Genomic DNA, 24898 nt, shown 5'->3' with positions numbered 1-24898 from the left:
GGCAAACCTCTGGCGTCAGTCGTCGGCCAGAGGTGACACCGCCCCGTCCAGGCTCTCGGGCAGCTGCGAGGGGCAGACCCCACCCCGGTGGCATTGCAGGACCGTATCCCCGGCGCTTCCATCCTCTGCCGCAAAGAAGAAGCCGCCACAGGGTTCGACAACCGCCACGACCCGCTCGTCGGTCTGCCGGGCAAAGAACAAATAGCGTGTGCCGGACACCAGGCTTCCGCACCATGACCCCAAACAATGGACTTCCAGCGTGATTTGCCCGTCGACGGACTGGTCGAAGATCCGTTCTCCCAGCATCAGCCCCGTGACCTGTGCCGGGATCTCGGTCGGCTGTTCGGTCGCGCGCGGCGCAGCTTCAGAGTAGCGCGGCAGGAGTGCTTCATCAAAGCTCACACGCCCCTCGATCACGACAAAGGGGTCCTCGCTTTCGGATACGATCCGATAGACATCCCCCGGTCCCATCGGCAAGCAACTGAGCGCAGAGGCCTGGGTCGCCATCGCCAGCGTCAGCCCTGCGACAAAGACGGCATTACAAATAGGCTTTGAATTCCTCGACGACACGCGCATAGACCTCCTTCTTGAAGGGGACAACCTTGTCCACCAGTTCCTCCACCGGCTGCCAGCACCAGGCAGAGAACTCGGGATCCTTGGTTGCGATATTGATCTGGTCGTCGCGTCCGGTGAACCGCAGCAGAAACCACTTCTGTTCCTGCCCGCGGTATTTGCCACCCCAGAAATGAGGCACCACCTCATGCGGCAGATCATAGGGCAGCCAGCCGTCGCTTTCTGCGATGATCTCGACCAGATCCGGGGTAACGCCGGTTTCCTCTTCCAGTTCACGGAGCGCGGCGAGGCGGGCATCCTCCCCTTTGTCGATCCCGCCCTGCGGCATCTGCCACGCGTCCTTGTGCCGATCCATCCGCTGGCCAACCCAGACCGCCCCGTCCCCGTTTATCATCATCACCCCCACGTTGGGGCGATAGGGCAAACCCGCGATTTCGTCAGGGGTCATTGCCTTTGGAGCGGGCTTCTTGGTCTTTTTGCTCATGCTGTTCCTGTGGCCTCACGCCTGTGCCTAACCGTCTGCCCTCTCTTAGACCGCGTGCCGCGGGGGCACGCAAGGGGGTGACGCCGCGTATGGAGGTGACAATCCCGAGCCGCCGGGCGATCCTGCGCCGCAAGAGCGCCCCGCACGGGGACGCGACGAAGGACATGGAGGGAGAGTGTCATGGCTGCGTACCCACATCTGCTGGCCCCGCTAGATCTGGGCTTCACCACCTTGAAGAACCGGGTACTGATGGGCTCCATGCATACGGGCCTGGAAGAGACCCGTGACTGGGACCGGGTAGGCGAATTCTATGCCGCCCGCGCCCGGGGCGGTGTGGCGCTGATGGTGACAGGCGGCATTGGTCCGAACCTCGAAGGTTCCGTGCTGCCGGGCGCGGCGATGATGACGACGGAACAGGACGTCACCAACCATTCCGTCGTGACCAAGGCCGTGCATGAGGCCGGCGGCAAGATCGCGATGCAGATCCTGCACGCGGGCCGCTATGCCTATGGGCCGAAATGCGTCGCCCCCAGCCCGATCAAATCCCCGATTTCTCCGTTTCCGCCGACGGAACTGGACGAAGAGGGCATCGAGAAACAGATTTCCGACATCGTGACCGCCGCGCGTCTGGCACAAGAGGCTGGCTACGACGGGGTCGAGATCATGGGCTCGGAAGGTTACTTCCTGAACCAGTTCCTCGTCACCCACACCAACAAGCGCACCGACCGATGGGGCGGCACCTACGAAAACCGCATGCGCCTGCCGGTCGAAGTGGTACGCCGGGTGCGGGAGGCCGTGGGGGAGGAGTTCATCCTGATCTACCGTCTGTCGATGATCGACCTGGTGCCCGACGGATCGACCTTTGACGAGGTGGTACAACTGGCCAAGGCGGTCGAAACCGCAGGGGCGACGATTATCAATACCGGCATCGGCTGGCACGAGGCCCGCATTCCCACCATCGCCACTTCGGTGCCGCGTGCAGCCTTTGCCTGGGTCACGCAAAAATTGATGGGGCATGTTTCGATCCCCGTCATCACCTCGAATCGGATCAACACTCCCGAGGTCGCCGAAGCTGTTCTGGCGCAGGGCTGTGCCGATATGGTGTCGATGGCGCGCCCGATGCTGGCGGACGCAGAGTTCGTCGCCAAGGCCGCAGAGGGGCGCGCGGCAGAAATCGCCCCGTGTATCGCCTGCAACCAGGCCTGCCTTGATCATACATTCGGCGGCAAGCTGACCTCCTGCCTGGTGAACCCGCGCGCCTGTCACGAAACCGAACTGGTGCTCTCCCCGGCAGACCACACAAAGACCGTGGCGATCGTCGGGGCCGGCCCCGCGGGCCTGTCGACCGCGCTGGCTGCTGCGGAACGCGGCCACGCCGTGACGCTGTTCGACGCTGCAGAGGAAATTGGCGGCCAGCTCAACATGGCCAAGCAGATCCCCGGCAAGGAGGAATTCTGGGGTCTCGTCGACTGGTATCGTACCATGATTGCCAAGGCGGGCATCTCGGTGCAATTGGGCCGCCGCGTGGGCGTTGCGGATCTCGCGGGTTTTGACGAGGTCATTGTTGCCACCGGCGTCGTGCCCCGCGATCCCGGCATTCCGGGGCAGGATCACGGCTCTGTCGTCAGCTACATCGATGTGCTGCGTCACAAGGTGCAGGTGGGGGACAAGGTCGCCGTGATCGGTGCCGGGGGTATCGGATTTGATGTCGCGGAATACCTCCTGCACGAAGGTGACAGCCCGACCGAAAGCCTGCCCCTGTGGATGCGCGAATGGGGCGTGACCGATCCGGGCGAACATCGCGCGGGCCTGGCGCCCGAAGGGCCGCAACCCGAAGCACCGGCGCGGCAGGTGACGCTCTTGCAGCGCAAGGCCGAGCGCCACGGCAAGCGGCTGGGCAAGACGACAGGGTGGATTCATCGTGCCACGCTAAAGATGAAGGACGTGGAGTTTGTCGGCGGCGTGAACTACGAGCGGATCGACGACGCGGGGCTGCATGTCAGCTTTGGCGAGGCGCGCGACACCCCCACCGTGATCGAGGCCGACACCATTGTTCTCTGTGCCGGGCAGGTCAGCGAACGGTCCCTGGCCGACCAACTGGCCGAGGCCGGGATCACCGCCCATGTAATTGGCGGAGCAGATGTGGCTGCGGAACTGGACGCCAAACGCGCCATCAATCAGGGCACACGGCTGGCGGCAACACTCTGACCTGACGCGACGTGACCCTGGCTGCGAAAACCCCGTCCGGAACATCCGTGGCGGGGTTTTCGTTTCCTGTTTGAGCCGGTCGCCACAAGGCGATCATTCAAGGCAACAGACAGGAAAGGACAGAAGATGCCGAAGATTTCCGACGCAAAAGTCCTCATCATCTCAACCCACGGCTACGAAAAATCCGAACTCGAAGTCCCGCGCGACGCGTTGCGCGCCAAGGGCGCAACCGTGCATGTGGCCACGCTCGACGGGCAAAAGATCCGCGGCTGGGAAGGCCCGGACTGGAACGGCGAGGCCGAAGCGGATCGGAAGGTCGCAGACGTCAACGCCTTCGACTATGACGCGCTGGTCATTCCCGGCGGTCAGATCAACCCGGACCTGCTGAGGGTTGAGGAGAACGTGATCTCCCTCGTCAAGGATTTCCACAACGAGGGCAAGGTGATCGCAGCCGTGTGCCACGCGCCGTGGGTGCTGGCCGAGGCGGGGATCGTGAAGGATCGCGACATGACCTCTTACGGCTCCATCAGGACCGACATCATCAATGCAGGCGCCAATTGGGTCGATGCTGAGGCAGTGGCGGACCAGGGTATCGTCACCAGCCGCCAGCCTGACGACCTTGAGGCCTTTGTTGCAAAAATCGTCGAAGAGATCGAGGAAGGCCGTCACCAGCGCAAAGCCGCGTAACGCCGTCATCAGCCTGCTGCGGGGGTGGGACACACCGCCCCCGCAGATGCTGCCCCCTCCCCCAGCACCGCAACCGCCCCAAACGCACCACAGCGCTTCCGCGCGCGCATTTGCGAGGTTCAATCGTGTCGCGCGCGGCTGTCGTCCGGGGCCTCCTCACGCTCCGACATTCCGTAGTCGCGGATCACGCCGGCCACGCGCAGGCGATAATCCTCAAAATAGCCATTGCGGCCTTGTGCCTGCGCAATGCGGTGCTTCTCCATCTGCCGCCATCGGCTCAACGCCGCTTCATCCGTCCAGAAGGACAGTGACAACAGCTTGCCCGGCGTTGTCAGGCTTTCAAACCGCTCCACCGATATGAAACCTTCGATCCCTTCGAACAATGGGCGCAGCGTGGCCGCGTGGTCCAGATAGGCCTCTTTCATCCCCTGTGCGGGTGTCACCTCAAAGATTACAGCGATCATCGTTCCTCCCTCCCTCCGGGCCCATGCGGTGTCGAGGCCAGTGTAAGCCAGGTGCGGTCCTCACGCAGGATGAACTTCTCCTTCTGGGCAAATTCATAGTTCTGACGTCCCAGCGGATCCGCCGCCAAACGGGCGCGATAGGCCTCATATGCCGCCAAAGACGGGATGGAATAAATCCCATAGGCCAGTGTCGAAGAGCCTTCATGCGGCGCGAAATAGCCGAACAGATCGGCACCATTGCGCGGAATGGCCTGCCCCCAGGTCTGGGCATATTGGCGGAATTGGGCATGTTTCGTCGGATCGATCTGATACCGGATGATGCAGGTCAACATCGCAGGGTCCTTTGTGTTCAGTGCTTGCCCGTCCTGACACGTCCCGCCGCGGCGATGCTTCGGCGCGCATCGAAATATCCCGCGCGCCCCTGTTTCCTGACCACGAACGATCCGGCGAAAACCCCGCAATTATCCCAAGCCCGCCCCGATCTTGCCCGATTTGCCCCGCAGGAAGGGCAAGAGACAGAACGTGCGATGAGGAATGCGAAATGGACCGACTGACCGAGATGGAAGCCTTCGCCAATGTGGTGGATCAAGGCGGGTTCACGGACGCAGCCAAGAAGATGGGCATCTCCAAATCTGCCGTTTCCAAACATGTCTCCAGCCTCGAAGCCCGCCTGGGTGCGCGATTGTTGAACCGCACCACGCGCCGGGTGTCGCCGACGGAAATCGGCCTGGCCTACTACGACCGCGCACGACGGGTGCTGAACGACGCTGGCGAGGCCGACGCATTGGTGACATCGATGCAAACGGCCCCATCCGGCCTGTTGCGGATCTCGGTTGCGACGGATTTCGGCGTCAACCACCTGTCGCCGGTCCTGTCCGATTTCCTGCGCGATTTTCCCGATATCACCGTCAATATGGTGCTCAACAACCGCTTCGTGGAGTTGATTTCCGAAGGGTTCGACATGGCCGTGCGTATTGGCGAACTGGAGGACAGCAGCCTTCGGGCCCGCAAACTGACCGAGACCACCAAACGCATGGTCGCGTCGCCCGGCTACCTGGAGAAATTCGGCCGCCCGCAAAAGATCGACGACCTCAATGCGCACAAACTGCTGCATTATTCCAACCAGTCCAGCGGCAACGTCTGGAAACTGACCGCGCCCTCGGGCGAAAAACGCCAGGTGCGCTCGACCGGCTGGCTCTCGGTCAATGACGGGCAATCCCTGCTGAACGCCGCCATATCGGGGCTCGGGATCGCCTATCTGCCGAGCTACCTCTACGCCGAGGCCAAGGCCGAAGGTCTGGTCGAGGACGTGATGCCCTCCCTCCCGGTCGAGACGCTCGGCGTCTATGCCGTCTATCCACCGGGACGGTTTACGCAACCCAAGGTCCGCGCCTTCATTGATTTTCTCGCCCATGCCTTTGCGGAAAAGGGCATGGAAACCTGGTAGGCGCTTTGCCAAGGGTGCCCCCGCTCGGCACCCGGCTCTACCTTCGTTTCAAGGCGATCCACACTTCCCTCGACTGCCCCTTGCATATTCTGCAGGGGGCTTTTGTTCAGCCCGACACGCCAATGCGCAACATTCGGGTCGCTGCAAGGCGCTGTGCCTGACACATCTCCGGTGCAGAACCGCCTCGATGGACACGCCGATGATCTTTGCCTTGCTGATGTTTCTTCTGCCACTGGCCTATAGCCCGGGCCCTGGAAACCTGTATTTTGCGGCCGCGGGGGCGCAGTTTGGTGCCAGAGCAACCGTTGCGGCCTCGGTGGGCTACCACCTCGCCACCTGGGGCGTGACGCTCGCCATCGGTCTGGGCAGCCTCGCAACGCTTGCGCAACATCCCGCCATCTTTGCCGCAGTCAAGCTGTTGGGCGGGGGGTACATTCTTTGGATCGCATGGCGGTTCGCACGCAGCAGTCGGTTGCGTCACAGGCATACGGCGACCGACGTCCGCTTTGTGGATGGTGTGGTCCTGCTGCTGTTCAACCCCAAGGCCTATGTCATCATCGCCTTGATGTTCAGCCAGTTCCTCGACCCTGCCCGGCTTCCGGCCGTCGGCCCTGGTCACATCGGGCAGGTGCTTTTGATTACAACAGTCTTCACGTTGAACAACCTCTTGGCCTTTACCATCTGGACCTTGGCAGGGGATCGGCTTGCCCGCGTGTTTTCCAGCCCCGCCCAGGCGCGCTGTCTCAACACCGGCTTTGCCGTCACGCTTGCGGGCGTCGGGCTCTGGATGCTGCTGGATTGAGCAAGGTTCAGGGTCTGACCAGAACCGCCTCGACCCGACGATTGGTCTCGCGCCCGGCTTCGGTCGTGTTCGGCGCCAAGGGGGCCATATAGCCCGCGCCCGCCACCTGGATGCGATCCCCCGCGATGTCGTAGCGCGAGATCAGCCGCTCACGCACGCTGGCCGCCCGCCGCCGGGACAAGGCAATATTGCTGTCGAGACCACCCACCGTATCCGTATGCCCTACGAGCAGAATGGTGGCGTTTTCACGCTCCGTCATGAAGGCCGCCAACTGGCGCAGGCTGTCGAAGGGCCCCTCTCCCATACGGGTCGAACCGGAGGCAAATTCCAGATCGAGCAGCGGCACATGTCCTTGCAGAACAATCAGGTCGGCAATCGCTCCGGTCGACAGACGCCCCCCCTTTGCGATCGCATCTGCCAGCAGCGCCTGCGGACCCGATGGCGTTGCGGTTTCCTCCCCGAGGCTGGTGGGCGTTGCCGCCTCGTCGGTGCCGGAAGGCGCCCCAACGCCCTCCGGCGGCGCCAATGGTCGCAGCAACTGCTCCGGGTCGTGACGCTCCAGCAGCTGCACATAAATCGACCCCGCGGAGCGCGACACCAGAAGCGAAACCGCCACGCCGCTCTCCGGGTGCTGCGCCGCCAGGAATTCATAGTCCGACAGGTTCACCGCCATATCCGGTGCCGGGATCACTTCGATCCCGAACCGAAAGCCAAAACCGCCGCAGGCCGCCGCGGTGCAGGCAAAGACCTCTTCGAAGCCGCGCTCCGTCAAGGCTTTCCGGATCGGGGCCAGCACCTGAAGCGCGCTCCAGTCTCCGTTCAAGCGCCAGCTGCGTCTGTAAATGCGCCCTTCCAGTGCCCGGACGGGCACGTCGTCGCCCGCCACCGGACCAACCGGCAACAACAGCGTGTCAAGCTGGGTTTCCTGCTCTCGCAGCAACTCCTCTCCCGCTGGCAACGGGACCGTGATCGGAGCAGCCGTGGCGCTGGTTGCGCTGATCGCACACAGCAGCAGCACCGCCCGCGGGAAGAGCCGCGCGACCCAGGCCATCTGTGACAAGATCACCGGCACTGCCCGTGATACTCCGCGTTGGGCGCCATGGCCGTAGCGCTTGCGACCCGGTTGGTCATATTGAAGAACCCCGCCACATTGGCGATGTCCCAGATATCCCGGTCATCAAAACCGTGGTGCCGCAGAGCCTCACGGTCAGCTTCTTCGATCTCGGCGCTGGATCGGGTCATCTTGGCGGCGAAATCCAGCATTGCGCGCTGACGCGCATCAACGGGCGCAACACGGTAGTTCATCACCAGCATTTCCCCCAGCACAGGATCGCCCGACAACTGCCGCACCGCCGCACCATGGGCCACCAGGCAATAGAAACACTTGTTGATCGAGGAGACGACCACCGCGATCATTTCGCGTTCCAGCTTTGACAGCTTGCTCTCGCCCAGCATCAGATCATTGTACATCGCGGTAAAGGCGTTGAGCTTCTCGATGTTGAAGGCATAGGCCTTGAGCACGTTTGGCACCATGCCAAGCTTGTCCTGGCAGATGTCGAAATACTTCTGCGTCTCGGGCGGCAGCGGGTCTGCCATCGGCAGGTCGAGCGCGGTCGGCTCCTTGAGTTTGGTCATCGTCAGCGCCCTCCTCCGGCGTCAGCGTTTGATACGATAGTGGTATTGGCCGACCTCGCGCATACCAAGGCTGGCATAGAGCGCGTTGGCGCCGGCATTGGCACGGGTGCAAATGACCACCAATTCCTCTGCGCCCTGGTCGGCGGCCCAATAGGCGGCTTGCCGCATCATCCAGACCCCGACCCCCTTGCGCCGCTGGTGCGGCAGAACCTCCAGCGCGTGCAACATTGCTGTCCTGTCGTGGCAACCGACATAGGCGGTCGCCGCAGGTTTGTCGTCCCACCGACCGAGCAGGCTGGTCTTGGTGCAGGTCGCACGCTCCATCACCGCGCGGCGCTCGGGGCCGATGCCACCCGCGTCCCAGATCTCGTTCTGAATCGCCAAGGGTTCCCAGACACAAAACGTGGTGACACGCGGAATCTCCACATCCGTGAGGATCTCAGGCGCGCAGGACCAGAGGTTGACCGGATCCATCACCTCATATCCAAGCGCCGCGAGTTGGGTGTCCAGATCGGTCTGACCATCGCGGATCATGAACAGGCGCGACTGGCCGAGGGCCTGCATCTCCGCTTCGGCTTTGGCGATCTGAGCCTCTGTCACCGATCCGTCCACGGTAGCCGCAGAGACACGGCTGCCGCCACCGCCGCCCTCACGCAGGGTGACCGGCCCAAGCTGCCGCCGCCGCAAAGCAGGCCAGGTGGCCTCCACGACGTCGTAGTATTTCGGATCCGTTGGGCTGTGGTTCACAGACCAAGCTCCCGTGCCAATTCGGTGACGGCGGCATCGATGCGCATACCGTCCGTGCCGCGCACCACCACGTTGGCGCCAAACGCCCCGTCTTTCTGAAACGGGTAGCACCCGATGGAAAGGTCGCCGTATTTCTCTGCCAGGGCAGAGAGTGTGGCGGCAATCTCGCCTTCGCCCCGATCCACCCGAAGGGTCTGGCTCAGCAAGGGCTGGCCGCCGGTCAGCGTGGCCAGCACTGTCGCCACCATGGCCTGAAACACTGCGGGCACACCCGCCATGACATGGACATTGCGCAGGCTGAAGCCCGGGGCCCGCGACACCGGGTTGTCGATCAGCTCAGCACCTTCGGGGATACGCGCCATGCGCAATCGGGCGTCGTTCAACTCGGCACCGGTGCGGGCATAATGCTCCTCGAGGATCGCCCGGGCATCTGCACGCACGTCGATTTCTGCGCCAAAGGCCTCGGCGATGCAATCGGCGGTAATATCATCATGGGTCGGCCCGATCCCGCCAGAAGTGAACACATGGTCGTAGCTTTCGGACAGAATACGCACCGCCGCGACGATGGCAGGGGCGTCATCGCTGACCACGCGCACTTCTTTGAGGTCAACACCATGCTTGGTCAGCTCGCCCGCGAGGTAGTGCATATTGGCATCGCGCGTGCGGCCCGAAAGGATTTCATCCCCGATCACAAGCATGGCAGCGGTGGGATTGGGCATGGCGTGTCTCCTGTGGGATTTCCGGGGTCTGGCAAAAGGATAGCCACCCCCGTGGCCGGTGCAAGCAGTTCCCTGCGGATCAGGCTTTGACAGGTGGCAGTTTATGGCTCATCAGCTGGCCTCATGAGATTTGCCACGCCCCTGATCCCCGCGACACTGATCAAACGCTACAAACGCTTTCTCGCCGATTGCCGGCTGGAGGACGGGCGCGAGGTGACGGCCCATTGCGCCAATCCGGGCTCCATGATGGGGCTGGCGGAGCCTGGGATGCGGATCTGGCTGGAGCCCAATGACGACCCGAAGAAAAAGCTGAAGTTCGGCTGGCGCCTGGTGGAACACGGCAGCGGCGATTTCACCGGCGTTGATACCTCTGTGCCGAACCGGGCGCTGAAGGCGGCGCTGGAGGCAGGTCAGATCGCCGCACTTGCAGACTATTCCACCGTGCGGGCAGAGGTGAAATACGGCCAGAACAGCCGCATCGATTTCCTGCTGACGGGCGAGGGCCTGCCTGATTGCTATGTCGAGGTCAAAAGCGTGACCCTGTCGCGCCAGCCCGGTCTGGCCGAGTTTCCCGACAGCGTCACCGCACGCGGCGCGAAACATCTGCGGGAACTGGGCGACATGGCGGCGGCCGGGCATCGGGCGGTGATGCTCTATCTCGTGCAGCGCACGGATTGTGATCGCTTCGCACTGGCTGGTGATATCGACCCGACCTATGCCGCCGCTTTTGAGGAGGCGCGCGAGCGCGGCGTCGAACGGTTGGTGATTGGCACCCGCATCACACCCGAAGGCGTGGACGTCGGCCAGCCCTTCGCGGGCTGACCACGTGTCTCAGGCTGCGTCCTGCTGCGGCTCCGGCTCCGGCTCCGGTGCCGCGGGCTGGATGAGGGTGCGGGTCGGGAAGGGGATATCCACACCTTCGGCATCCAGTGCCTCTTTCACCTTGCGGGTCATGTCGGCCTTGTACTGAAAATAGTCACCGGCATCGACCCAGACCCGCACCAGGAAATCCACCGAACTGTCATTGAGGGTGCTGACCTGAATGAACGGCTCCGGATCGCTGTGCGAGCGTGCGTCGGCCATGATGGTGTCGCGGATGGTGCGCTCGGCCACCGCGAGGTTCGCGCCATAGCCGACACCAAAGCTCCATTCGGCGCGCCGGGTGGGGTATTCGGAATAGTTGGAGATGGTATTGCCCCAGACCTCGGCATTGGGAATGATGACCTTCACGTTCGACAGGTCGGCGAGGACGGTGTTGTTGAGGGTAATTTCCTTGACCGTGCCCATGGTGCCGTTGACGTCAATGAAATCACCCAATTTGAACGGGCGGAACAGGATGATCATCACCCCTGCCGCCACATTCGACAGCGCACCCTGCATCGCCAGACCGATCGCCAGCCCCGCAGCACCGATCGCCGCAATGATCGAGGTGGTCTGCACGCCAAAGGTGTTCAGGACAATCAGAACCGCAAAGCCGAGAATGCAGTAGCGCACCACGTTTCCGAGGAAGTGGAACAGGGTCTTGTCCAACCGCGCATGGCTGTCGCTCAGGGCTACGATACGGCGCTTGGCCCAGGATCCCAGGATGAACCCCACAAAGAGGATGAGCGCAGCGGCGACCACGCTGCCCAACACGCTGGCAAGAAACTCCAGCGTCACCAGATCGGCGAGCGTCCTGCCGCTGTAAATTTCGGTCTGCATTACACTGTCGAGGCTTTCCATGCGGTGCTCCTTGATCCCTGCTATTCACGTCTTTTCAGCGTGAAAACGCCGGTCAGAAGGGAAAGTTCCCCAAAACCCACCCGCAGACAGAAGCGCCCCCTCTGGCCCTTTGGGTCAGAAACGCTTACATAGCGGCAGAGAGACCTGTGAACACGCGACGGAGCATGCCCCGATGAGATCCAAGAACGGCCGCACCACCAAGGATGGCATCCGCATCTACGAGCAGGCCGACTTTGCCGGCATGCACGCAGCCGGTGCCCTGGCGGCGCGGATTCTGGACGACATCGCCGCGCATGTGTTTCCCGGTCAGACCACCGGCGAGATCGACCGGATCATCACCCAGATGGTGGAGGACGCCGGTGCGACCTCCGCGACCATCGGCTACAAGGGCTACCAGCACGCCAGCTGCATTTCGATCAACCATGTGGTGTGCCATGGCATCCCCGGCGACAAGAAACTGAAGGATGGCGATATTCTGAATATCGACGTCACCGTCATCGTCGATGGCTGGTTCGGTGACACCAGCCGCATGTATGTGGCCGGAAAATTGCCCCGCAAGGCCGAGCGTCTGATCCAGATCACCCATGACGCCCTGATGAAGGGCATCGAAGTGGTCAAACCCGGCAACACCTTTGGCGACATTGGCCACGCGATCCAGTCCTATGCCGAAAGCCAGCGCGTGAGCGTGGTGCGCGATTTCTGCGGCCATGGTCTCGGACAGGTCTTTCACGCCCCGCCCAACGTCCTGCACTATGGTCGCCCCGGCACGGGTCCGGTTCTGGAAGAGGGCATGTTCTTCACCATCGAACCGATGCTGAACCTCGGCCGCGCCGAAACCAAGGTGCTGGCAGACGACTGGACCGCCGTCACCCGTGACAAATCCCTGTCGGCACAGTTTGAGCACTCGGTGGGGGTCACCTCAGATGGGGTCGACATCTTTACCCTGTCGCCCAGCGGCCGGTTCCATCCGACATACGACACGGACTGATCCCTGCCCCGGCGGGTTGTGCGCAGACGCGCCCGTGGGTCAATCCAGCCCAAGCCGCAGCGGCAGATCGGCCATGTCGTGAAAAACCTCGGCCCCTTCGGCCGCAAGCAGATCACCGGCGTCGTGGGCCGCATAGCCGAAACACTGCATGCCCGCGCGATACGCGCCCCGCGCGCCAGTCGCGCTGTCCTCGATCACCACGCACTGCCGGGCTTCCACGTCGAAATGCGCCGCCGCTGCGAGGAAGATGCCGGGGTCCGGTTTTGCAACCTTCATTGTATGGGCGGAAAACATCGCGTTCGGATGAAACCGATCCCAAAGCCCATGTGGACCGAGGGTGATCCGCATCTTTTCCTCGCTGCCGTTTGACACCACGCAGGTCGGAATGCCGGCAGCATCCAGACGGTGCAGGACCGTCATGACGCCCGGGATCAGCGGCACGCCCTGCCGCAGGGTCGCATAGGCGATTTCGTAAACCTCCGCGATCCAGGTCTCCGGCAGGGTTGCCCCCATCTCGGTTGCCTTCTTGGCAACTTCCGGCATCGCAAGCCCCGCAAAGGTGGGCAGGCTGACCTCGGTGGTCATCGCCAGCCCGCGCGACGTGAGATCCTCGGCCAATACCGCGTTGAACACCCGCTCGCTGTCGACCAGGACCCCGTCACAGTCAAAGATCACAAGATCGGGGCGCGGATAGGTCTTGGGCATCGGCGGGTTCTTTCCGGGGTGGGCTGACTGGATCAGTGCGGTGACACGGGCGCGGCGGCCCAGAGGAGTGTAATATGGGTGTCGCCATATTTGCGACTGTCTTCAAGCTCATAGCCTTCGGGAGGTGGCATCGGAGTGTTTTCCTCCCAGACGATCAATGCGTCCTCGGCCACCCAGCCGCCGGCCCGCGCCACGTCGATCGCCGCCTCGCCCAGCGCCTTGCCGTAAGGCGGATCCAGAAAGATCAGACTATAGGGGGCATCCGGGTTTTCGCCCAGTTTCAACGCGGACCGACGGATAAGCCGCGCGCGATCGCGGGCGCGGCAGAGGTCGATATTCTTGGTGATGAGCCCCTGTGCGACCCGCCCGTCATCGACAAAGGTGACGGACTCGGCGCCGCGCGACAGCGCCTCCAGCCCCAGCGCACCGGTGCCCGCAAAAAGGTCAAGCGCCCGCGCGCCATCGAAGTCGATCTTGTGAGTGAGGACGTTGAACAGGCTTTCCCGCACCCGATCCGTCGTGGGCCGCAGATGCGCCCCCGCATCCCCCTTGCCGACGCTCGCCAGGGCCCGGCCGCGAAAGTCGCCCGCGATGATCCTCACGCCTTCAGGAGCGGCTTCAGATCCGCCTCCGGGTTGGACACCGTCGCCTTGTCCGCGGTCTTGCCCGCCTCGATCAAGCGTTTGGCCACCATATAGGCACGCGGATCGTTCATCGCATCCACCGCCACCAGCTGGTCACCCTGATAATACCAGAACGAGACCTGGCGGCCCTCGCCCTGCCGCGTGACGACGGTATCGTACCCTGAATTCAGCCCGGCGATTTGCAGTTTCACGTCATATTGGTCGGACCAGAACCACGGCGTCGCCACATAGGTTTTCTCCGCGCCAAGCATGTTCTGCGCCACCACTTCGGCCTGGTCGATCGCATTGGGCACGCTTTCCAGCCGAATGCGCTGGCCCTTGTAGGGGAAGGAGGCGCAATCCCCCGCCGCCCAGACGGACGGATCAGAGGTGCGCCCGAATTCATCGGTGCGGATACCGTTCTCGATCTCGATCCCCGCAGCCTCCGCCAGCTCGGCGGCAGGCGCGATCCCAACCCCGACCACGACAAAGTCCACATCCAACGTGCTGCCATCGCTCAGCACCGCGCGGGTGACTTTGCCCGCCTCGCCTTCCAGATGGTTGAGGCCGATACCTTCGCGGATTGCCACACCGTGATCGCCATGAAGCTGGCGGAAATACTCCGAGGTCTCCGGCGCGGCCACCCGCTGGAGAATCCGATCCGCCATCTCCACCAGTGTCACGGAGACCCCGCGCTTGGCGCAGACCGCCGCCGCTTCGAGGCCGATGTAGCCCCCGCCGACGATCAGCGCCCGCGCCCCTTCCCGGACATGCGGCGCCATGGCATCGACATCCTTGAGGTCGCGCACAACAAAAACACCGTCGAGATCCCCGCCGATCGAGGCTGGCAGACGACGCGGATGCGACCCGGTGGTCAGCGCCAGCTGGTCATAGGCGATGACCTCGTTGCCGATGTGGATTTCTTTGCTTGCCGTGTCGATCGCATCCACCCGGGTGCCCAGACGCAGGGTGATGTTCTGCTCGGCGTAGAAGCTCTCGGGGCGCAGAAACAGCCGTTCCAGCTCCATCTCCCCCAGCAGATACGCCTTTGACAGAGGTGGGCGCTGATACGGCAGGGCCTCCTCGGCGCCAATCAGGGTGATGTCACCGTCAAACCCGCTATTGCGCAGCTTGGCCACCAAAGATGCGCCTGCCTGCCCTGCGCCAATCACTGCGATATGCGTCATCTGCCCTCTTGTCTCCTGATGCAGTTCCAGTACCGTCTGCGCAGGACCCTACATGCAGGGCCGGTTGCGACGCAATTGCGCAAAGACGTCGTGACGCATTTGAAATGAGCACAGAGGATGGACCTGATGATTGCCGTTGGAGACAAGCTGCCCGCCGCCACCCTGACCCGGTTGGGGGATAACGGTCCCGAACAGGTCGAGATTGCCGACCTCGCCAAAGGACGCACCCTGGCGATCTTTGCGGTCCCCGGCGCCTTTACCCCCACCTGCCACTCGGCCCATGTGCCGAGCTTCATCCGCACCAAGGATCAATTCGCCGCCAAAGGCATCGACGAGATCATCTGCGTCGCGGGCAACGATCCCTTCGTGATGCAGGCCTGGGGCGACGCCACCGGCGCGACCGCTGCGGGAATCACCATGCTGGCCGATGCCGAGTGCAGCCTGACCGAAGCGCTTGGCATGCGGTTCGACGCGCCGCCCGCCGGATTGATCGCCAGATCGAAGCGCTATGCCATGATCGTCACCGATGGTGAGGTAAAAATCCTGCACCTCGAAGAAAGTCCGGGCACTTGTGAAGTGTCTGCTGGCGAAGCACTGCTGGATGCGTTGTAATCACATCAGATCACGAATACGCCAGCAGACCTAAGGCCTTGAACGAAGACGAATGACCGACGCGCAAAAGCCTGCGATCCACCCCGCCACAATCATGGCGGAGGTTATGGATGAGATCGACGCCGCCCGCGCCTTCGTGGCGCGGGATGATTCCTTTGACAGTGCGCAAGCGCTACGGGTGGCGTTGCGACGCCTGCGCAGCGGGCTGACCCTGTTCCGTCCGCTGCTCCCGCCCGATCACAACAAGGCACTTCTGGAGGAGGCCAGATGGTTGGCGGCCGAGGTCACCCGGCTGCGGGACCTCTATCTGCTCTGGCAGGACACCCTGACCCCGGCGCGGGTTGCGTTGCCCGACAACAGCGCCCTGCAGGCTCTGGAAGAACGGGTGCTCGGCCGGATCGACGCAGAACGCACGGCCTTGCGCGCCTTGCTCGACGAGAGCCGCGTGCGTGACCTGATCGCCCGCGGCAGCGACATGCGCGATCCCGCCTTCTGGCGCCCGGCGGCGGAGAGCCGTGAGAAACTGGAGACCCTGTGCCTGGAAACGCTGGAGTTGCGGCTCAATCAGGCCATGAAGCATGGCGAAACGCTGAAACGTCTGGACAGCCAGGCCCGTGACAGCTTTCGCAAGAGCCTGCGCAAACTGCGCGCTACGGCAGAGTTTACCCAGGCGCTGTTTGCCTCCAAGAAAACAAAGGCGTTCCTGAAACAACTGAAGAAGCTTCTGGACTCCATGGTGGCAGCCCGCGATGCCAGTGCAGTTCGGGATCGGCTTGAAGAACTGATGGACGATATGGACGAGGGCTCTGGCGAACGCCATATCGCACAGGAGCTGATCAAGGCGAAAGAGGCAGGCGTTGGTCTCGACCACAAACGCCTGCAAAAGATGTGGCGCGCAACGGTGGGGCTCCCGCTTCACTAGCACCGTCGGGGCTGTCCGCGCCACGGTACGAGATCTGCCCGCACATGCCGCTGCGGGTTATCCCTCCTGCGAAGCGCCACAAAAGGCAGCGAGGGGCGCGCTCCCGCCCCTTTCCTCATCAGCCGGAGGCTGCTGCAAAAGCGTTGGGCCCGGCGGGGGCCGCGCCAAAGGCGCGGCCCCCGCCCCCCCGCGATGCGCAAAGCGCAGCGCAATACCTCTTGCCGCGTCCAGGCACCGCGGATTGGGATGCGGCCAGCGCCATTTGTCTCAGACCAGACCATCCATCTTGCGGGCAAGTTTCGCGTCCAGCGCGCTGAGCCCCTCGACGTCATGTGTCGTCAACACCACCGTGACGCGGTTGTAGACATTGCTCCATTCCGGGTGGTGGTTCCATTTCTCAGCCCAGATCGCAGCTTTTGTCATGAATGCAAATGCATCGACAAAATCGTCGAACTTGAAAGTCTTGCGGATCGCATCCCGTCCGTCTTCCAGTTGCCAGCCGGTATCAAACAGCGGCTTCAGCAAGGGACCTCGGGTCTCCTCGGAGAGTTTCTCGGTCATTCCTGTTCCTCCACATATGTTCTTTTGAACGGACCATACCGGGTGAGGATCTCGATCTCCTCGTCCACCGCTGCCCGTTCCGCCTCGAGATATTGTTCGACCGCAGCCCGAAAGCCCGGATCCGCAATCCAGTGCAGGCTGTGCGTCTCCGCAGGAAGGTAGCCCCGCGCCAGTTTGTGTTCGCCCTGCGCGCCTGCCTCGACCCGCGCCAGCCCCATCTCGATGGCGAGATCGATGGCCTGATAGTAACACAGTTCGAAATGCAGACAGGGATGATGCTCGGCGCAGCCCCAGTAGCGGCCATACAGCACGTCCGACCCGATGAAGTTCAGCGCCCCTGCAACCGGCACCCCGTCCCGTTCGGCCAGCACCAGCGCCATATCATCCGCCATCGTCTCATGCACGATGTCGAAGAAGGCCCGCGTCAGATATGGGCTGCCCCATTTGCGGCTGCCGGTATCCTGATAGAACTCCCAGAAGGCGTCCCAGTGTTCCGGTCGCAAATCAGCGCCCGTGTAGGTCTCGATGATACCGCCAAACCCTTGCGCCTGCCGCCGTTCCTTGCGGATGTTCTTGCGTTTGCGGGAAGACAATGCGGCAAGGAAATCGTCAAACGTCTCATACCCGTTGTTCAGCCAATGAAATTGCTGGGTGCTGCGACTCAGTAGCCCGATATCGGATCCGTTTTTGACTTCGCGCTCGGTGCAAAAGGTCACATGCAGCGACGATAGCTGATTGTCAGAGGCAAGCTGCACCGCCCCCTGCACCAGCGCGGAGGTTCCGATCTCCTCATACTCCGGACGCACGAGAAACCGCCGCCCCGTCGCCGGCGTAAACGGCACTGCAATCTGCAACTTCGGATAATATCGACCACCGGCCTGCTCGTAGGCATGTGCCCAATTGTGATCGAAGACATATTCACCCTGACTATGCCCCTTGGCATAGAGTGGCGCGCAGGCGATCAGGTCACCTTCGAGATAACAGGCCAAATACTGCGGCTGCCACCCGGTTTCCCGACCGACAGAGCCGCTCTGTTCCAGCGCACTCAGGAAACGGTGGGTTGTGAACGGATCATAAGGACGGCCACCGCGCGCGGCTTCGGGGCAGGCGCAGGCGTCCCAGTCTGACGCATCGATCTGCGACAGGCTGCTCAATACCTGAATTTCCACGCGCGCCTGATCCATTCCGCCTCACACTGCCTCTCCCCTATTTGGGCGCAGGATCGAGCTGATCAAGCACCGAAAGCAGAAAGATAATTTTCAAACGTCACGTTGTCCACGTAGCCTGATACGTCTGCCTCCTGCACGGGCGCGCCAATTGTCCAGCACAGCACCGGCACGCCCGACGCCCGCAGCTCCTGCACCCGGGGGCGGCGAACATCTTTGGCCTCATGGCTGACGAAGCATGCGCCCACGCGGTCAAAATCGGGAATGCCCCGCAACTCCAGACATCGGGCGGGCGCCAGGGGGGCCCAGTCCGTCGGATCAAAGGCGCTGGTGGTGAGACCGCGCGGCATATCCGGCGCCAGGCGCGCCACTTCAGCCATGCTGTGCGGGTTGAAGGACATCAGCGCCACGGGCCCGGGGTAGTCCCGGAGATCCGCGATCGCAGCCGCCTCGAGCTCTCCGACATCGGGTCCCATCTCACCGCCGACGTCCTTCACCTCGACAAGCAGCGGCACCCGCCCCGAAACCAGCTGCAACACTTCGGCAAAGGTCGGAATGGTCTCGTCACGACTGTGGTTCAGCCTGATCCTGGACAGGGCTTGTGCGCTGCGGTCTCTCACCGGGCCATCCTCGGCGGTCAGGCGGTTGAGCATATGGTCGTGAAAGACCATTGCCCGCCCGTCCGATGACACTTGCAGGTCGATTTCAATCCCATACCCAGCCGCGATGGCCGCGCAGATTGCTGCGCGGCTGTTCTCGGGACAGTGATCTTGCAGCCCATGCAAGGCGCGGTGGGCGATCGGCTGGCGCAAAAAGGCCGCAGGCAGGCATGGGGCAGACATGACCGGGGTCAGACCTCGATTTCGAATACGCCGTCGATTTCGACCGCCACACCAAGGGGAAGCGACGGCGAGCTGACCGCAGAGCGCGCATGCCGCCCGGCGTCGCCGAGGATTTCGACCAGCAGGTCAGAGGCGCCATTCACGACCTGCGGCTGTTGGGTGAAATCGGCGGTGGAGTTCACAAAGGCCCCCAGCTTGACCACGCGTTTCAGCTTGCCCAGATCGCCACCACACGCCGCTTTGACCTGCGCCAGCAGCGACAGCGCGCAGCGCTTGGCAGCCGCCTGCCCTGCGGCAACATCGAGGTCATCCCCGAGGGTACCGGTGATCAGCCCATTTTCGTCGGCAGAGATCTGGCCGGAAACATAGACCATGTTGCCGGACACCACGAAGGGCACATAGTTGGCCGCCGGCGCCGGGGCATCGGGCAGGGTCAGACCAAGAGATTGGATTTTGGCGTCAACGCTCATGGGGCGGGCTCCTTTATCAGAATTCAGCAGTCATTGGCGCGGACGCTACAGCGGAAGGCAGCACCGGGAAAGGGACAAATGCGACCCCTTCATTCAGCTTTCCGCGAACCGTTCAACTCTCGCGGAAGGCCTTCACAAAATAGTCTGCGAGCGGCTTCACCAGATAGGCCAATGGCGAGCGATCCGCCGTGCGAATAAAGCTTTCCACCGGCATGCCCGGGATGAGGACCGTGCCCTCCGGCAAACGATCCATCTCGCCGTCGTCCAGCTCGATCTCGGCGCGGTAGTAGGACATCCCGGTGGTGTCATCCTGAAACGCATCGGCCGAGAACAGCGTTACGGTCCCAAAGAGCTCCGGCGTCTGGCGTTGATCCAAGGCGGGCAGTCGAATCGATACCGCCTGGCCGACATGGATCTGGTCGATGTCGGTGGGCGCAACCCGTGCCGCGATCACCAGCGGGCGATCCTGTGGTACGAGGTAGAGCACCGGATCCGCCGGTCGGATCACCGAGCGGGGGGTGCGCACGCTCATCCCATAGACAACGCCGGAGACGGGCGCCGTGATGTCCAGCCGTCCGAGCCGGTCAATCAACGACCGTCGCGTCTCGATCAGTTCCAGTTCCTGATACCGCAGGTCACGCAGACGGCTGATCGCCTGCTCCCGCCGCTGCGTGCGCAGCTTCAGGGTTTCGATTTCCAGTTCGGTGATCCGGCCCCGGGCCTGGGCTTCGGAGGCGATCAATTCGCCCAGCGTGCCCTGGAGGTTGGCCTGATTGCGCCGCAGGTTCAGCACCACAGATGCCTGCGCAAGCCCGCGATCCAACAGCGATTGCTGGTTGCCCAACTCTTCCTCGATCAGGACAAGCTGCTCACGCGTGGCCGCCTGCTGGGCCAGCACCCCTGTGATCTGATCCTCGGTCTGGGCGGCACGCTTTTCCAGCTGCTCCACCTCCCGGCGCACGGACTCGCGCCGGGCCCTGAACAGCCGGTCCTGACCTGCGACCAGCTCAGCCACCTCGGGGCGCTCCCTGGCCAATGCCAGCAGCTCCTCATCAAAGGAGATCTCTTCTGCCTCGTCCCGCTCCGCTTCCAGACGTGCGCGCCGGGCCATCATCTCGAACAGCTGGCCTTCGGTGATCGTGAGTTGCGAGCGCAGATCCGCGGCGTCCAGTCGCAACAGGGTCTGCCCTTCGGTGACCAGATCGCCTTCGTCCACCAGAATGTCGGCCACCACGCCCCCGTCAATATGCTGGACAACCTGCCGATTGCGGTCGACCTCGATCTGTCCGGAAGCAACGACGGCCCCCGCGATGTTGGAAAACACCGCCCACGACCCGAAGCCCCCCAACAGGACAAGAACCCCAATCACACCGGCGATCAACGACCCGCGCACGGACCAGTCATGTGCCTCGCGCCCACTCATTGCGCGCCCCCCTTGCCGGCTGCGCTGCCGCGCGGTGCGCGTGCCTGTTGAATGTCTCGGTGGTTGGAGACCATCTTGCGCAGGACTTCCTCCTTGGGTCCAAAGGCCGACATCTGCCCCTGCTCGATGACCAGGAGTTTGTCGCATTCCTGGATCGCGGCCGGCCGATGCGCCATGATGAGAACCGATTTACCCTGCGATTTCAGATTTTTGATGGCGTTGTTCAACGCGATGGACCCGTCATTGTCGAGGTTGGAATTGGGTTCATCAAGGATGACGATCACCGGGCTTCCATACAGCGCACGCGCCAGGCCGATACGCTGCATCTGGCCACCCGACAGACGCCCACCGCCGGCACGGACCGGCGTGTCATAGCCTTCTGGCAGTTTTACGATCATATCATGCGCCGCAGCCGCCTTTGCGGCGGCCACCACGGCCTCTGCATCCGGTTCAGACGCCAACCGCGCAATATTCTGGGCGATCGTGCCGTCAAAAAGCTGCACGCGCTGCGGCAGATAGCCGATGTGCGCGCCCAACACTGCCGGATCATATTGGGACAACGCCGCCCCATCGAGCCGAACCGTCCCCGCTGCCGCCCGCCAGGCTCCCGTCAGCACACGGGCCAACGTCGACTTGCCGGACCCGGAGGGGCCGATGACGCCGATCGCCTCGCCGGGCTCCACCCGAAAGGTCACATTGCGCAGCAGGGGTCGGGTCTCTCCCGGTGCGGTCGCGGCGATCGCTTCCACATCCAGCAGAGCACGAGGCTGCGGCAATGCGGTGCGCGCAGGCTCGGGGGGCGTTTTGCCCAGCAGGGTTTCGAGGTTCTGCCACCCTTTGCGCGCGCGCTGGACCAACGGCCATTGCCCCAGGCCAAGCTCGATCGGCGACAGGGCGCGCCCCAGAAGAATGGACCCTGCGATCATCGCCCCCGGGCTGACCTCACCCTGAAGGGTCAGATAGGCCCCCAACCCCAGCATGGCGGATTGCAGGAACAACCGCAGCGTCTTTGTCAGCGTGCCAAAGCCACCGGTCACATCCGACGCGGTGACACTGTCCGCCAGCGCCTTCCCTCGGGCCGTTTGCCAACGTCGAAACGCCGCCTCTCGCATGCCCATGGCCTGTATCATCTCGGCCTCGTTGCGAATTTCTTCGGATTGCAGCATCGCCCGATGGCCACTGGTCATTGCAGCCCGTCCTGGTGCGGTGCTCAGAAACTGATTCAGGACAGCGATCGCAATGAGCACGCCGCCTCCGCCCAGTGCCAGCAACCCAAGCCAAGGGTGAAACAGCGCAATGCCGGCCAGAAAGATCGGGGTCCACGGCAGATCAAATGCCGCCATCAGAACCGGCGAGGCGATCAGTTTCTGAATGCTCTCAAGATCGCTCAACCCGGTCTGCGCCTCCGGATCGGCAGCAACCGCCGAGCGCCGGATCATGGCATCAAACACCCGGCGATCAAGTACCGCCTGAAACCGCGCCGCCACCCGGCGCATCACGCGCCCGCGCACCGCATCCAGCAGCCCCATCATCCCGTAGAGAAACACCACCAGCAATGACAAGGCCACCAGCGTCGCCTCGGACCGGCTTCCCAGCACGCGGTCGTAGACCTGCATCATATAGAGCGGTCCGGTCAGCATCAGCAGGTTCACAAATGCACTCAGACCGGCGACCGCCCAAAACAGGCCCCGGCTCTGGCGGCGTGCGGCCAGAAGTTCCTCTCGCCCCGCGTTTGTAAGTGTATTGTTCATATCGTCCCAGTAGAGCGCGCGTTCATACCCGTTATAGAGTCTCGGTTTCGTTTTCAAAGAGTGACTGGTATCTGTTCCAAATCTGTCACATATAGAAGCTTTGCTGAGGTTTGGTCTGGGATCAGGCTCAGGGATCGCTAATTGACCTCTAGGACTCATGTGGCCCGGCGCCGGTCGCAACTGGAAATTGGTAGGCATGATTGCACTGTTGAAAAAACCCTTGACCGCGCTGGCCCTGTCCGCGGCGGTTCTGACCTCCGCCTGTGCCACACAGGATCCGGCAGCCAAGGCTGCGGGAGAGATATTCGATCCGTATGAAAACACCAACAGATCGATCCACCAGTTCAACAAGGGCCTGGACCGCTATGCGTTCCGTCCGGCCTCCAAGGGGTATGTGGCGGTGGTACCGCCGGATATGGTCACTGCCTTTGGCAATTTTGCCGAAAACCTGTCCAAACCCGGTGATGCGGTCAATTTCCTGCTGCAAGGCAACCTGAAAGGCGCCGGCCAGGCCCTGGGGCGTTTTGCCGTGAATACCGTCTTTGGCATCGGCGGGCTCGGCGACCCGGCCTCCGAATTCAAGATTCCCGAAGCGCGCACGGATTTCGGCGAGACCCTGCATGTCTGGGGCGCAGGCGAAGGCGCGTATGTGGAACTGCCGGCCTATGGGCCGTCGACCACGCGCGACGCCGTTGGCATTGTCGTCGATTTCTTCACCAATCCGCTCAGCCAGCTTGAGAACAATCCCGCCGAGGACCTTCAGGTCCCGGCAGAGATCGTGGACCAGCTTGGCAATCGCGGTACATATTCGGACACGATCGACTCGATTCTTTATGACAGTGCGGACAGCTACGCGCAGAGCCGCCAGATCTACCTGCAGAATCGCCGCTTCGAGCTCGGCCAAGAGGACGTCAACTCGGAAATCGATCCGTTCGAACTAGACACCGGAGGGTTCTAACCATGCTTCGCCGCCACTTCCTAGCAGCTCTCGGCGCTGCGGGTGCTGCCTTTGCTGCGCCGCAGCCCGTTCTTGCCCTGAACGAAAACTCCGCCTCGGCCCTCATCAACAGCCTGGTGGGCGACATCAACAACGTGATCGCCTCCGGCAAGTCGGAGCGGGCGATGTACGGCGATTTCGAGCGTATTTTCCAGCGCTACAGCGACACCTCCTATATCGCCGCCTACGCGATGGGTGTCGACGCGCGGCGGGCCACCAATGCGCAGAAACGGGCGTTTTCCAACGCGTTCCAAGGCTATATCGCCCGCAAATACGGCAGCCGCTTTCGCGAATTCATCGGCGGCCGGCTGGAAGTTTCCGGCGTCAAGAAGGTCAAGAGGTGGTACGAGGTTTCCTGCGTGGCGTACCTGCGCGGTCAGTCCCCGTTCGAGGTCACGTTCCACGTCTCCGACCGCTCCGGCAAGGATCTGTTCTTCAACATGTTCATCGAGGGTGTGAACCTCCTGCTGACGGAACGCACCGAAATTGGTGCGATGATCGACCGCAACGGCGGCGACATCGACAAGATGATCGCGGATCTGAAGAAACTGAGCTGACCCCATCAGTTTTCAAATGGCGGAGCCCCGGAAGAGAGATCTTTCGGGGCTCTTCTGTATCGGCGTCCCGGCACCGGTAGCGCCGGGTGTATCAGCCGTGGTCTTTCAGCAAGCGCTGCTTTTGCCGGGACCAGTCTCGCTTGGCTTGCGCCTCGCGTTTGTCGTGGTTCTTCTTCCCTTTGGCGATGCCGATCTTGATCTTCGCCATGCCGCGATGGTTGAAATACAGAACCAGCGGTACAAGCGTCATGCCTTTGCGCTGCGTCGCATTCCAAAGGTTCGCCATTTCCTTGCGCGACACCAATAGCTTGCGGCGGCGGCGTTCGTCATGCTTGAAGACCTTCGCCTGCTCATAGGGCGCTATGTAGGAGTTCACCAGCCACAGCTCTCCCTCCTCGACCGCAGCATAGGACTCCGCGATATTGGAGCCACCTGCACGCAGGGATTTGACCTCGGACCCTTCGAGCACGATGCCGCATTCGAGATCCTGCTCGATGGCATAGTCGAACCGCGCGCGACGGTTTTCCGCTATGACTTTGTAGTTCGGGTCTGTCTTTTGCTTCGCCATGGGGCGCAGATGTAAGTCGCCCTGTCGTCACACGCAAG

Annotated in this window: 29 protein-coding genes; 10 read left to right on the top strand and 19 right to left on the bottom strand. The window is 62.6% G+C overall.

All coding sequences use genetic code 11. The annotated features are described in order from the left end of the window. Positions 1–15 precede the first annotated feature (15 nt). Positions 16–570: a hypothetical protein gene (locus MHM97_RS11255; RefSeq protein WP_239322459.1), complete on the bottom strand. Its 555-nt coding sequence runs from the start codon at positions 568–570 to the stop codon at positions 16–18. Continuing rightward, positions 539–1021, bottom strand: coding sequence for an RNA pyrophosphohydrolase (locus MHM97_RS11250; RefSeq protein ID WP_239322663.1), 483 nt, complete (start codon positions 1019–1021; stop codon positions 539–541). The genes MHM97_RS11255 and MHM97_RS11250 overlap by 32 nt, the downstream gene beginning before the upstream one ends. A 216-nt stretch (positions 1022–1237) precedes the next feature. Between MHM97_RS11250 and MHM97_RS11245 the strand changes: the two genes are divergently transcribed. Further along, positions 1238–3265: an NADPH-dependent 2,4-dienoyl-CoA reductase gene (locus MHM97_RS11245; RefSeq protein WP_239322458.1), complete on the top strand. Its 2028-nt coding sequence runs from the start codon at positions 1238–1240 to the stop codon at positions 3263–3265. Between the two features lie 126 nt (positions 3266–3391). Then, positions 3392–3952, top strand: a complete 561-nt coding sequence (locus tag MHM97_RS11240; RefSeq protein ID WP_239322457.1) for a type 1 glutamine amidotransferase domain-containing protein — start codon at positions 3392–3394, stop codon at positions 3950–3952. Positions 3953–4071: 119 nt separating this feature from the next. Here MHM97_RS11240 and MHM97_RS11235 read toward each other — a convergent pair whose 3' ends face one another. Both MHM97_RS11235 and MHM97_RS11230 read right to left on the bottom strand, forming a co-directional pair. Beyond that, positions 4072–4416 (bottom strand): antibiotic biosynthesis monooxygenase family protein, encoded by a 345-nt coding sequence (locus MHM97_RS11235; protein WP_239322456.1) that lies wholly within the window; start codon positions 4414–4416, stop codon positions 4072–4074. Next, on the bottom strand, positions 4413–4748 hold the full coding sequence (locus tag MHM97_RS11230; protein WP_239322455.1) for an NIPSNAP family protein: 336 nt from the start codon (positions 4746–4748) through the stop codon (positions 4413–4415). The genes MHM97_RS11235 and MHM97_RS11230 overlap by 4 nt, the downstream gene beginning before the upstream one ends. 209 nt (positions 4749–4957) lie before the next feature. Between MHM97_RS11230 and MHM97_RS11225 the strand changes: the two genes are divergently transcribed. Further along, on the top strand, positions 4958–5863 hold the full coding sequence (locus tag MHM97_RS11225) for a LysR family transcriptional regulator (RefSeq protein WP_239322454.1): 906 nt from the start codon (positions 4958–4960) through the stop codon (positions 5861–5863). Positions 5864–6062: 199 nt separating this feature from the next. Beyond that, positions 6063–6665 carry a LysE family translocator gene (locus MHM97_RS11220; RefSeq protein WP_239322453.1) on the top strand — a complete coding sequence of 201 codons (603 nt, stop codon included), beginning with the start codon at positions 6063–6065 and terminating at the stop codon, positions 6663–6665. Positions 6666–6672: 7 nt separating this feature from the next. Here the strand turns inward: MHM97_RS11220 and MHM97_RS11215 are convergent, their stop codons facing one another. The 4 genes from MHM97_RS11215 to MHM97_RS11200 are packed head-to-tail and all read right to left on the bottom strand — an operon-like array spanning position 6673 to position 9766. Then, the gene (locus MHM97_RS11215) at positions 6673–7731 is read right to left on the bottom strand and encodes an OmpA family protein (protein ID WP_239322452.1); all 1059 of its coding nucleotides are present in this window, start codon (positions 7729–7731) and stop codon (positions 6673–6675) included. Beyond that, entirely contained in the window at positions 7728–8300 is a 573-nt protein-coding gene (locus MHM97_RS11210) for a peroxidase-related enzyme (RefSeq protein WP_239322451.1), read from the bottom strand. The genes MHM97_RS11215 and MHM97_RS11210 overlap by 4 nt, the downstream gene beginning before the upstream one ends. A gap of 21 nt (positions 8301–8321) precedes the next feature. Then, entirely contained in the window at positions 8322–9047 is a 726-nt protein-coding gene (locus MHM97_RS11205; RefSeq protein ID WP_239322450.1) for a GNAT family N-acetyltransferase, read from the bottom strand. Further along, positions 9044–9766, bottom strand: a complete 723-nt coding sequence (locus tag MHM97_RS11200; protein WP_239322449.1) for a competence/damage-inducible protein A — start codon at positions 9764–9766, stop codon at positions 9044–9046. The genes MHM97_RS11205 and MHM97_RS11200 overlap by 4 nt, the downstream gene beginning before the upstream one ends. A gap of 123 nt (positions 9767–9889) precedes the next feature. On the opposite strand from MHM97_RS11200, the gene sfsA reads away from it, so the two are divergent. Then, the gene (gene sfsA, locus MHM97_RS11195; protein ID WP_239322448.1) at positions 9890–10588 is read left to right on the top strand and encodes a DNA/RNA nuclease SfsA; all 699 of its coding nucleotides are present in this window, start codon (positions 9890–9892) and stop codon (positions 10586–10588) included. A gap of 9 nt (positions 10589–10597) precedes the next feature. Here the strand turns inward: sfsA and MHM97_RS11190 are convergent, their stop codons facing one another. Continuing rightward, positions 10598–11488: a mechanosensitive ion channel family protein gene (locus MHM97_RS11190; protein WP_239322447.1), complete on the bottom strand. Its 891-nt coding sequence runs from the start codon at positions 11486–11488 to the stop codon at positions 10598–10600. 172 nt (positions 11489–11660) lie between these two features. Between MHM97_RS11190 and map the strand changes: the two genes are divergently transcribed. Then, the gene (map, locus tag MHM97_RS11185) at positions 11661–12476 is read left to right on the top strand and encodes a type I methionyl aminopeptidase (RefSeq protein ID WP_239322446.1); all 816 of its coding nucleotides are present in this window, start codon (positions 11661–11663) and stop codon (positions 12474–12476) included. Between the two features lie 39 nt (positions 12477–12515). Here the strand turns inward: map and MHM97_RS11180 are convergent, their stop codons facing one another. From MHM97_RS11180 to MHM97_RS11170, 3 genes are read right to left on the bottom strand one after another with little or no spacing between them, the layout of a single operon-like run. Then, positions 12516–13181, bottom strand: coding sequence for an HAD family hydrolase (locus MHM97_RS11180; protein WP_239322445.1), 666 nt, complete (start codon positions 13179–13181; stop codon positions 12516–12518). 32 nt (positions 13182–13213) lie between these two features. Continuing rightward, complete coding sequence (gene rsmD / locus MHM97_RS11175; protein ID WP_239322444.1) at positions 13214–13783, bottom strand: 16S rRNA (guanine(966)-N(2))-methyltransferase RsmD; 570 nt, start codon at positions 13781–13783, stop codon at positions 13214–13216. Continuing rightward, positions 13780–14991 carry an NAD(P)/FAD-dependent oxidoreductase gene (locus tag MHM97_RS11170; protein WP_239322443.1) on the bottom strand — a complete coding sequence of 404 codons (1212 nt, stop codon included), beginning with the start codon at positions 14989–14991 and terminating at the stop codon, positions 13780–13782. The genes rsmD and MHM97_RS11170 overlap by 4 nt, the downstream gene beginning before the upstream one ends. 126 nt (positions 14992–15117) lie before the next feature. Between MHM97_RS11170 and MHM97_RS11165 the strand changes: the two genes are divergently transcribed. Together MHM97_RS11165 and MHM97_RS11160 are read left to right on the top strand one after the other, a co-directional pair. Next, positions 15118–15603: a peroxiredoxin gene (locus MHM97_RS11165; RefSeq protein WP_239322662.1), complete on the top strand. Its 486-nt coding sequence runs from the start codon at positions 15118–15120 to the stop codon at positions 15601–15603. A 52-nt stretch (positions 15604–15655) separates the two neighbouring features. Then, positions 15656–16525, top strand: a complete 870-nt coding sequence (locus MHM97_RS11160) for a CHAD domain-containing protein (RefSeq protein WP_239322442.1) — start codon at positions 15656–15658, stop codon at positions 16523–16525. Positions 16526–16792: 267 nt separating this feature from the next. On the opposite strand, the gene MHM97_RS11155 is transcribed toward MHM97_RS11160, so the two are convergent. The 6 genes from MHM97_RS11155 to MHM97_RS11130 all read right to left on the bottom strand — a co-directional run bounded on the left by MHM97_RS11155 (position 16793) and on the right by MHM97_RS11130 (position 22738). Then, positions 16793–17086 (bottom strand): 4a-hydroxytetrahydrobiopterin dehydratase, encoded by a 294-nt coding sequence (locus MHM97_RS11155; protein WP_239322441.1) that lies wholly within the window; start codon positions 17084–17086, stop codon positions 16793–16795. After that, positions 17083–18270 (bottom strand): GNAT family N-acetyltransferase, encoded by a 1188-nt coding sequence (locus MHM97_RS11150; protein ID WP_239322440.1) that lies wholly within the window; start codon positions 18268–18270, stop codon positions 17083–17085. The genes MHM97_RS11155 and MHM97_RS11150 overlap by 4 nt, the downstream gene beginning before the upstream one ends. Positions 18271–18317: 47 nt before the next feature. Continuing rightward, positions 18318–19094 carry a glycerophosphodiester phosphodiesterase family protein gene (locus tag MHM97_RS11145; protein ID WP_239322439.1) on the bottom strand — a complete coding sequence of 259 codons (777 nt, stop codon included), beginning with the start codon at positions 19092–19094 and terminating at the stop codon, positions 18318–18320. Positions 19095–19102: 8 nt separating this feature from the next. Further along, entirely contained in the window at positions 19103–19564 is a 462-nt protein-coding gene (locus MHM97_RS11140) for a RidA family protein (protein ID WP_239322438.1), read from the bottom strand. 112 nt (positions 19565–19676) lie between these two features. Beyond that, complete coding sequence (locus MHM97_RS11135) at positions 19677–20987, bottom strand: HlyD family type I secretion periplasmic adaptor subunit (protein WP_239322437.1); 1311 nt, start codon at positions 20985–20987, stop codon at positions 19677–19679. Continuing rightward, on the bottom strand, positions 20984–22738 hold the full coding sequence (locus tag MHM97_RS11130; protein WP_239322436.1) for a type I secretion system permease/ATPase: 1755 nt from the start codon (positions 22736–22738) through the stop codon (positions 20984–20986). Before MHM97_RS11130 ends, MHM97_RS11135 begins: the two co-directional genes overlap by 4 nt. Positions 22739–22934: 196 nt before the next feature. On the opposite strand from MHM97_RS11130, the gene MHM97_RS11125 reads away from it, so the two are divergent. Next, positions 22935–23696, top strand: coding sequence for an MlaA family lipoprotein (locus MHM97_RS11125; protein WP_239322435.1), 762 nt, complete (start codon positions 22935–22937; stop codon positions 23694–23696). Positions 23697–23698: 2 nt separating this feature from the next. After that, the gene (locus MHM97_RS11120; RefSeq protein ID WP_239322434.1) at positions 23699–24292 is read left to right on the top strand and encodes an MlaC/ttg2D family ABC transporter substrate-binding protein; all 594 of its coding nucleotides are present in this window, start codon (positions 23699–23701) and stop codon (positions 24290–24292) included. Between the two features lie 91 nt (positions 24293–24383). On the opposite strand, the gene smpB is transcribed toward MHM97_RS11120, so the two are convergent. Next, entirely contained in the window at positions 24384–24860 is a 477-nt protein-coding gene (gene smpB / locus MHM97_RS11115; RefSeq protein WP_239322433.1) for an SsrA-binding protein SmpB, read from the bottom strand. Positions 24861–24898 lie beyond the last annotated feature (38 nt).

Origin of the sequence: Epibacterium sp. Ofav1-8 (genome assembly GCF_022348185.1) — a bacterium.
In the GTDB taxonomy this organism is placed as follows: domain Bacteria; phylum Pseudomonadota; class Alphaproteobacteria; order Rhodobacterales; family Rhodobacteraceae; genus Epibacterium.
The sequence above is the reverse complement of the archived record's forward strand: the minus strand, read 5'-3'. Positions and strand labels throughout refer to the sequence as shown.